We start from the raw sequence: 7024 nt of genomic DNA on the forward strand, positions 1-7024 counted from the left end.
ATCCCGGCCTGCAGTGCAGGCGCAAGATCCTGCTGGGTGGGCGGGGCCGAAAGCTGCCCGAGGGGGTAATGGCCACCGGAAGACGGCGGGCCAGGGGCACTTTCTGCTGAGCCTGCGTTGAGGATCCGCGGCCGTCGCAGCATAGCCGCGATTCGGGCCCGCAGCTCCCGCGGGCGGAAAGGCTTGGTGAGGTAGTCATCGGCGCCTGCTTCGAAACCCATGAGGGCGTCAGCTTCCTCCACCCGGCCTGTCACCATGATGAGATAGGCGTCGCTGAAGGTCCTGATGCGGCGGGCGGCCTCAATACCGTCGAAGTCCGGCAGCCCCACGTCCAGGGTGACGATCACCGGGTTGTATTCGCGGACAAGCTCCACGCCCTCCTGACCTGAGGCTGCTGACTGCACGGCAAAGCCGGACTGCACCAGAACGTCAGCCAAACACGTCCTGATATCGTCGTCGTCCTCCACAACAACAGCAATTCCCCGCTCCACCATCCGTGCCCCCAAAGTTCTTCACGTGATTCATTTCCTGACGTTGTGCCTGCGTTGGCGGGTGGCCCACCGGACGGGTTTGAACAAGCATCCGGGCCCTGACTCTTGAGGGCCACCGCACACAAGCAAACGCATTTTCCACGTCAATTCGTAGACATATGCGTTGTTGGATGGGTATTCGGCTTTATTTGCAGGAACCGCCTCATTATTGAGCCTACACATCGCCACAGGTCACATTCCGGAAATTGATTATTTAGCGCGTAATTCTTGAGCTTTCGCCAGAATTGCGTATTTCTTGAGAATAGGTCGCGGAAAAATCCATGTATACGGGCTATTGCGCCGTGGGGCTGTTGTGACTGATGATCAACCTGTGCTCAATGGGGGCGCAATAACATGCTCGCTGGGAGCAACACGCAAGGGGCATCACATGGCTTCTTTTCGCTTTTCAGTCTCACCTCCCGTCCGCATCATCAGGCCGCTCGCGGTCCTTGCGGCAACCACCCTTGCGGTGCTGGCAATCGTGCCTGCCACCCAGGCCGCGGACACCACGCCGCTGAACCAGGACCCCGGCCCCGCTGGAAGCTTTACATGGAAGGGCTTCAACTGGGAGAAGCGCTTTTGGGGCGGAGCCCCGCAGTACAACAAGGCCTTTGATGCTGCCAATGTCAGCAGTCCGGACGCCAGCGGCTATGTGGCGCTCAGACTGACCAACCCCACCGGCGAGGCGCCCGTGGGAGCCGAGTTCCAGTCCACCCGCCAGGGCTTCGGCTACGGAACGTACAGCACCACGGTTGAGAAAAACCTGAGCATACTGCAGAAGGAAGTGGTGTGGGGCTGCCTGTTCACCTACGATCCCCTGGCTGAACCGGGATACAACGAGATCGATCTCTGCGAGGCATCGGCGTGGGGAGGAGGTGCAGCCTATGGCGCATCCTGGCCCGTCAGCCAGGGCCACGGCTACTGGTTCGATGCCGGCAAACCGCCAGGCCAGGGAAACAACACCGTGACTTTTGACGTGACCTCCAGCCCCATCACCACACACCGGATGGTCTGGGAACCGGGCCGGCTGACCTTCGAGACCTACGCCGGTGAAGGCTTTGTAGGAACACTCCTGAAGCGCACCGTGCTGGAAGGCTCCACAGTTCCCGTGCCGGCCGGCGAGAAGGTGCACTTCAACCTGTGGGTGACCGGCGGAGGAGGCGGGGATCCTGCCCACGTGAAGCCGGAATCGGTGGTGGTCCGCGACTTCAGTTTCGCCCCCGCCGCTTCGGTCCAGCCCCCTGCGCCGGTAGCCGCGATATCCCTCACGGCGTCCAACGCCAAAATCAAGGGCCTGAACCGCACCACGCTCAAATGGGCGGGCGCCACCGGGGGCAGCGTGACGCTCTGGATCAATGGGATCCAGAAAACCGTTGCCAATACAGGCAGCTACGTCAACGCCTTCAAGGGCGGCACTACCACCGCCTACAAAGTCTGCGATCTGGCCGGATGCTCCAGCGTGGTGAGCGTCAGCACATAACGCGCCCTTCCGAGGAGGCAGTCCCGGGGACAGCAAAAAACGCAGGGTGGCCGGTTGGCTGCCCTGCGTTTGTTGCGCTCCCGGACACCGTGCCCGGGTTTGCCTTGGTTAGGAGTTCCCGCCACGGACCGGAACGATCCGCTTGACGGCCATGCCGAGTGCCACCATGGCGAAAGCTGCCAGTCCGACCCAAAAGAAGTCACCGGCGCCCGTCATGGCGAGGGTTCCGGAACCGATTCCGGCTGCCATAGGGGCTGCTGGGTTGTCATACATAGGTGTTACCAGGCTTTCTTGTTGTTGAAGGCTGCATCTGCGTAGGCCTTCGTGTGGACCACCTGCAGGAACAGGTCGATCACCAGCTCGTACATGGTGGCGGCGGCAAGCATGTACTTCCATCCACGAAGCCGCACTGTCACCACGCGTTCGATCACGAAGACACCGGTCACGGCAAGCCAGAACGGCTGCATGTGCAGCCCTGCCCCCGTGCCCAGTGCAAGCGCGATCGTACTCACATAGGCCACGCTCACCAGCAGACCCAGCACGGACAGGGCCTGCCGGCCCCAGTACGGCCGGGTCACGCGCGTCCAGCCATACTGGACGCAGTTCTCCACGGCACCCCTCTTCCACCTCAGGCGCTGCGCCCAAAGCTCGCGCCAGGTGGGCATCACCTCGGTGACCAGGGTGCAGTCCACCGGTGACTTGATCCGGTAGTGAAGTGTCAGCAGGGCGAAAGACAGCTCGTTGTCCTCCGTCAGGACCGAGGTGTCGTACACGCCCCCGCGACCATTTCCGGCGGGCAGGGTCCCATCCAGCCGCCCGGCAACAACGTCGCGGAGGGTCCGCACCCTGAACAGCGCGGCTGTGCCGGTAACCACCAGGCATTTACCTTTGAGCCGCCGGACGTCCCGGGCGTAACGGGCGTATTCATTCCGCTGCAGGTGGCCCACAAAACCCCCGCCGTCACCGCCGCGGAAAACCCCGCCCACGGCACCGAGGCGCCGGTCTGCCTGGAGGTGGCCAACGGCACGCTCGATGAAATCAGGGGACAGCTGGGAATCGGCGTCCTGGACGAGGATGAGGTCTTCGGGCGCGGCTTCCGGAAGAAGGGTGGCCAGCACCTGATTGAGTGCCCCGGCCTTCTTATGGGTATTTCCGGCCGTGGAAACCACTTCAGCGCCGCCGTCCAGTGCAATCTGCGCCGTTGCGTCCGTGCAGTTGTCCGCCACGACAATAATCCTGTCGGGCACCAAGGACTGTCCTCTAAGCGATATGAGTGTTTCGCCGATACCGGCTGCTTCATTATGGGCAGGAATCAGGACAGTAATCACCGGATCGCCCCGGCCCTTTTATTCCAAGGGCCCTGCGATTCAGCACAAAGTATTCCCATATCCCCCGCCGGAAGTTATCAACTAGCTATTGATTGCGAGTCTTCCAACGAGAACGCAAAGCAACAGCAGAATTCCGGCACTAAACCAACAAGCTTCTGTCAAGACGGGCGCGCAAAATCAACGCGAAGCAGCATGCGTGCGGGCGGCCCCGCAGCACCCCGGTCAGTCCTCGTCGGCAGCTTCCGGGTCCTCTTCGGGTTCGAACGTGTTCGGTTCATGGGTGGCACCCAGGCCCACGCCGTCCGCACTGGTGGGGACGCCGTCGTCGTCCTTGCCTTCGGCGCCTTTCCCCGCCGTCTCCTTCACATCAGTGTCCTGCGCGTCGTCATCGGGCAGGGATTCGGGTGAGTTGATGGTCATGGCCCCTCCTTCATTTGGTGGGCAACTACGCTACCAGCGGCCGGATCGGATGGCTCCTGATCCTGCTGATTATTCTGGGGAACAAAATTGATGCGATCTTGCGCCAACCCTTGGCCACCCATGCAGTTCCGGGTTCACTCTGGACACATCACCACAAATGATGGCGGGGAAGCAGGTCGGGTCATGGGAAACCAATCAGCTATGGATGAGGTAGTCGCAGAGGGAGGCGTGATCACCGATCACCACCCGCTCGATTTCCACAGCCTGGGGCTCGCCGGCTGCATCGACAGGCTTACCGGTCCCCTCCGTCAGCAAGGCACAGCAGTCCGCTGGGATACTCCGCACTGGGGCATAGAGATCCCGGCGGACTGCGCGTCGTTGCTCTACCAGTCGGCCCGCGAGGCCCTCAGTAACGCGTACAAATACTCGGACGCCTCCGAACTCAGCCTCCAGCTCACCGCCGTGGGCCACGGCGTACGGCTGGTAGTGTCCGACGACGGCACGGGCTTTGACAGCCGGCTCGCCGTCAGCGGGCGGCACCACGGTTACGGCCTGCGGCTGATGTCCGTAGCCGTCCATGACGCCGGCGGCACCATCGACATCCGTTCAGAACCAGGGCAGGGCACCACGGTAACGGTCACCCTGCCCCTGGACTGACCCGGCGTCAGTGCGGCGGGCCTACCGTGAAAGCTTGTCCGGATCAGGCTCCAGGTCACCGATGTGGCCCGGTGCATTGGCTGCCAGCACACGCTCCACGAAGGCGCCGTACTCGTCCATGTAGTGCCGCAGGAACTTGGCGGTGGATTCGTCCTTGATCTCGCCGTCCTGGCCGAAGACCTCCGGCTTGAACTGAATATAGACTTCCGGGGCGTTCAGTTGGGGGGCGTCCAGGAAGCTGAGCACGCTGCGCATGGAGGACTGCATCACCGCAGTCCCGATGCCGCCCGGCGAAGCGCCGATGATGCCGGTGGGCTTGCGCGCGAAGGAGTTGGTGCCCCATGGCCGTGAGCCCCAGTCGATGGCGTTCTTCAGGGCTCCGGGGATGGAACGGTTGTACTCGGGGGACACAAACAGGATGCCGTCCGAGCCTTCGATGGCTTCCTTGAGGGCGCGCCCTGCCGGCGGGAAATCGGCGTCGTAGTCGTAACTGTAGAGCGGCAGGTCCTTGATGGGGATCTCGGTGAACTCGAGGTTCTCCGGGGCCAGTTTGATCAGGGCGGTGGCGAGCGTTCGGTTGATGGAGCCGGTGGCCAGGCTCCCCACGAAGTACCCGATTTTGTGCGTTGCCATGAGAGATTCCTTCCCAAAACAGCCGGCAGGGCCGGCTGGCCAAAGAGCTTTTGTTGGTGAAGCGGCACAGTGCCTCCCCAGTCCAGCACAGAACCGTTCCCGCGGCCAGAGGCCGCATGAAGGACCTTGACACCCCGTCAGCACGGGCGCTGAATGATGATCTAGGGGGAAATCGCCACACCACGGGAGCAGTTGTCATGAAGGAAAAACCAGGAACGTCGCAACGCATTCACGCCGAAGCTCCGGCCGAGGGGGACGAAGCCGCGGACCCCACCGACCTCCGCGTACATTCGCAGGAACCTGCCGAAGGCGCCGACCCGGACGAGCCACAAGGGACCGCCGGCTGAGGCTCACCAGCCATCCGGGCTCAGGAAAGTGGTCACTTGAGGCTGGCCATGAGCTCGAACCGGACGATATGCTAAGCATGCTGATGAATAATTGATTCCCTCATCAGATCCGGTTCGACTTAAAGGAGACCGCTATGAGCACGAAGGTGGAAAAGCGCATTCTGGTGAACGTGCCGGTGAGCACGGCCTACAACCAGTGGACCCAGTTCGAAGAGTTTCCCCACTTCATGGGCGGGGTGAAGAGCGTCAAGCAGACAAGCGATGACCAGCTTGAATGGGTGGCGGAAATCGCCGGTGTCCGCCGGCAGTGGACCGCCACGATTCTGGAGCAGGTCCCGGACCGCAAAGTTGCCTGGGCCGCCACCGAAGGCGCCACCAACGCCGGTGCCGTCGAGTTCGAGGATGTGGGCGGAGGCCAGACCTCCATCCGGCTCAGCCTCGAATACGATCCCGAAGGCATTATCGAGAAGGTCGGCGACAAGCTGAACGTTGTTGACCGCCAGGCCGAGGCCGACCTGAAGCGGTTCAAGGAGTTCATCGAGGACGCCGGCTACGCGAGCGGCGCATGGCGCGGGTCCCTGAACGAGGGCGCCACGGTGGGCACCCCCGGCGTGGAGGATGCCGCGGCATCACGCGGCGATTCGGGCAAAGCCGGCTTCTCCGGCAAGGTGGCAGCAGCAGCCGGAGTCGCCGCAGCCGCCGGTGCCGCAGCAGCCATGAGCGGAAGCAACAAGGACGCTCACGAGACCCGGGACGTCACCGCCACCCCGGTGACACCAGTCGTGGACGAGCCAACACCGATTCGGCGCGTCCCCTCCGATTCGGTATCGGGAACCACGACGGCGGCCGGCGCCGGAACGGGCTCGGTTGCCAGCTCCGTGGGCGGTGGCGAGCGTTCCCCAGGGCACCCGTTCGACCAGACCAACGGCCTGGTGGACTTCGAGGGCGAATCCGACGAAACCGCTGAGGGCGAAACCCGCAGCGCTGCCCAGCGCCGCGAGGATGGCACGGTCTCAGGGAACATTCCGCCGCTGGGCGGAAACCTCGGCCAGCACTGACCTGTAGGCCTGTCCCGCTTTCCAGGTTCGGACGGGCCCGCTATCCAGGTTCGGACGGGCCCGGCCCGCACTGACGGCTCTGCCCCGCATCTGATGCGGGGCAGAGCCGTTTCCCGTGCTGGCAGCCTTGCGCCTAACCGCGGGCGCGCACCAGGACGACCTCAAACTTCTTGTCGTCCTGGACCATGAACTGGGCATTCACCACGGCCAGGGTGTTCCCGAACAGCGCAGCAGTGGTGGGAACGTTGAACTCGTCGCTCTTGATGACGTCCAGTACCCGGCCCGAGGAAAGGTCACCGGACAGCCGGATGCGGCTGACCTGGTTAATGAGGTTCTGAACAGCCCACAGCTGGTTTCCCCTGACCACGATGCCATCCACGTTGGGCAGATCGAGCCCCTTGATCTCGGCGCTCGTACCCCTCTTCGGATTGACGGTGTACAGCTTGCTGTTGGCCGAGTGTGCCACAATCAGGACGTCGCCGTCCTTGGCGGAGGCGATGCCGTTGAGGTTGAAGTCGCCAGGCAGTGCACCAGCCGGCTTCTCCACCGACAATGTCTTCACATCACCCAG

The 7024-nt window shown here is 63.0% G+C and carries 9 protein-coding genes and 1 pseudogene; 4 read left to right on the plus strand and 6 right to left on the minus strand.

The annotated features are described in order from the left end of the window. Positions 1 to 494 (minus strand): response regulator transcription factor (locus DBR22_RS06955; protein ID WP_146187416.1); only part of this gene is annotated, 494 nt, incomplete at its 3' end. 424 nt (positions 495 to 918) lie between these two features. Between DBR22_RS06955 and DBR22_RS06960 the strand changes: the two genes are divergently transcribed. Continuing rightward, the gene (locus DBR22_RS06960) at positions 919 to 2010 is read left to right on the plus strand and encodes a hypothetical protein (protein ID WP_258229074.1); all 1092 of its coding nucleotides are present in this window, start codon (positions 919 to 921) and stop codon (positions 2008 to 2010) included. Positions 2011 to 2118: 108 nt separating this feature from the next. Here DBR22_RS06960 and DBR22_RS23740 read toward each other — a convergent pair whose 3' ends face one another. The 3 genes from DBR22_RS23740 to DBR22_RS06970 all read right to left on the minus strand — a co-directional run bounded on the left by DBR22_RS23740 (position 2119) and on the right by DBR22_RS06970 (position 3758). Continuing rightward, the gene (locus DBR22_RS23740) at positions 2119 to 2283 is read right to left on the minus strand and encodes a hypothetical protein (protein ID WP_181365070.1); all 165 of its coding nucleotides are present in this window, start codon (positions 2281 to 2283) and stop codon (positions 2119 to 2121) included. A 5-nt stretch (positions 2284 to 2288) separates the two neighbouring features. After that, positions 2289 to 3338: a glycosyltransferase gene (locus DBR22_RS06965; RefSeq protein ID WP_108598403.1), complete on the minus strand. Its 1050-nt coding sequence runs from the start codon at positions 3336 to 3338 to the stop codon at positions 2289 to 2291. Between the two features lie 222 nt (positions 3339 to 3560). After that, entirely contained in the window at positions 3561 to 3758 is a 198-nt protein-coding gene (locus DBR22_RS06970) for a hypothetical protein (protein ID WP_108598404.1), read from the minus strand. A gap of 183 nt (positions 3759 to 3941) precedes the next feature. On the opposite strand from DBR22_RS06970, the gene DBR22_RS06975 reads away from it, so the two are divergent. Continuing rightward, the gene (locus tag DBR22_RS06975) at positions 3942 to 4415 is read left to right on the plus strand and encodes a sensor histidine kinase (protein WP_108598405.1); all 474 of its coding nucleotides are present in this window, start codon (positions 3942 to 3944) and stop codon (positions 4413 to 4415) included. A 21-nt stretch (positions 4416 to 4436) separates the two neighbouring features. Here DBR22_RS06975 and DBR22_RS06980 read toward each other — a convergent pair whose 3' ends face one another. After that, positions 4437 to 5048, minus strand: coding sequence for an NADPH-dependent FMN reductase (locus tag DBR22_RS06980; protein ID WP_108598406.1), 612 nt, complete (start codon positions 5046 to 5048; stop codon positions 4437 to 4439). Positions 5049 to 5245: 197 nt separating this feature from the next. Between DBR22_RS06980 and DBR22_RS23745 the strand changes: the two genes are divergently transcribed. Both DBR22_RS23745 and DBR22_RS06985 read left to right on the plus strand, forming a co-directional pair. Continuing rightward, complete coding sequence (locus tag DBR22_RS23745; RefSeq protein ID WP_181365071.1) at positions 5246 to 5395, plus strand: hypothetical protein; 150 nt, start codon at positions 5246 to 5248, stop codon at positions 5393 to 5395. Between the two features lie 134 nt (positions 5396 to 5529). After that, a complete protein-coding gene (locus DBR22_RS06985; RefSeq protein ID WP_108598407.1) occupies positions 5530 to 6453 on the plus strand; it encodes an SRPBCC family protein in 924 nt (307 codons plus the stop codon). A 133-nt stretch (positions 6454 to 6586) separates the two neighbouring features. Here the strand turns inward: DBR22_RS06985 and DBR22_RS06990 are convergent. After that, positions 6587 to 7024, minus strand: a pseudogene (locus DBR22_RS06990) (hypothetical protein); the annotation flags it as partial.

The organism is Arthrobacter sp. HMWF013 (assembly GCF_003061105.1).
Lineage (GTDB): Bacteria > Actinomycetota > Actinomycetes > Actinomycetales > Micrococcaceae > Arthrobacter.

What these genes read in the sequence shown, in the direction of transcription:
- DBR22_RS06985 (WP_108598407.1), top strand. Translation starts at nt 5,530, where the DNA reads ATGAGCACGAAGGTGGAAAAGCGCATTCTGGTGAACGTGCCGGTGAGC.
- DBR22_RS06970 (WP_108598404.1), bottom strand. Translation starts at nt 3,758, where the DNA reads ATGACCATCAACTCACCCGAATCCCTGCCCGATGACGACGCGCAGGAC.
- DBR22_RS06975 (WP_108598405.1), top strand. Translation starts at nt 3,942, where the DNA reads ATGGGAAACCAATCAGCTATGGATGAGGTAGTCGCAGAGGGAGGCGTG.
- DBR22_RS06960 (WP_258229074.1), top strand. Translation starts at nt 919, where the DNA reads ATGGCTTCTTTTCGCTTTTCAGTCTCACCTCCCGTCCGCATCATCAGG.
- DBR22_RS23745 (WP_181365071.1), top strand. Translation starts at nt 5,246, where the DNA reads ATGAAGGAAAAACCAGGAACGTCGCAACGCATTCACGCCGAAGCTCCG.
- DBR22_RS06980 (WP_108598406.1), bottom strand. Translation starts at nt 5,048, where the DNA reads ATGGCAACGCACAAAATCGGGTACTTCGTGGGGAGCCTGGCCACCGGC.
- DBR22_RS23740 (WP_181365070.1), bottom strand. Translation starts at nt 2,283, where the DNA reads ATGTATGACAACCCAGCAGCCCCTATGGCAGCCGGAATCGGTTCCGGA.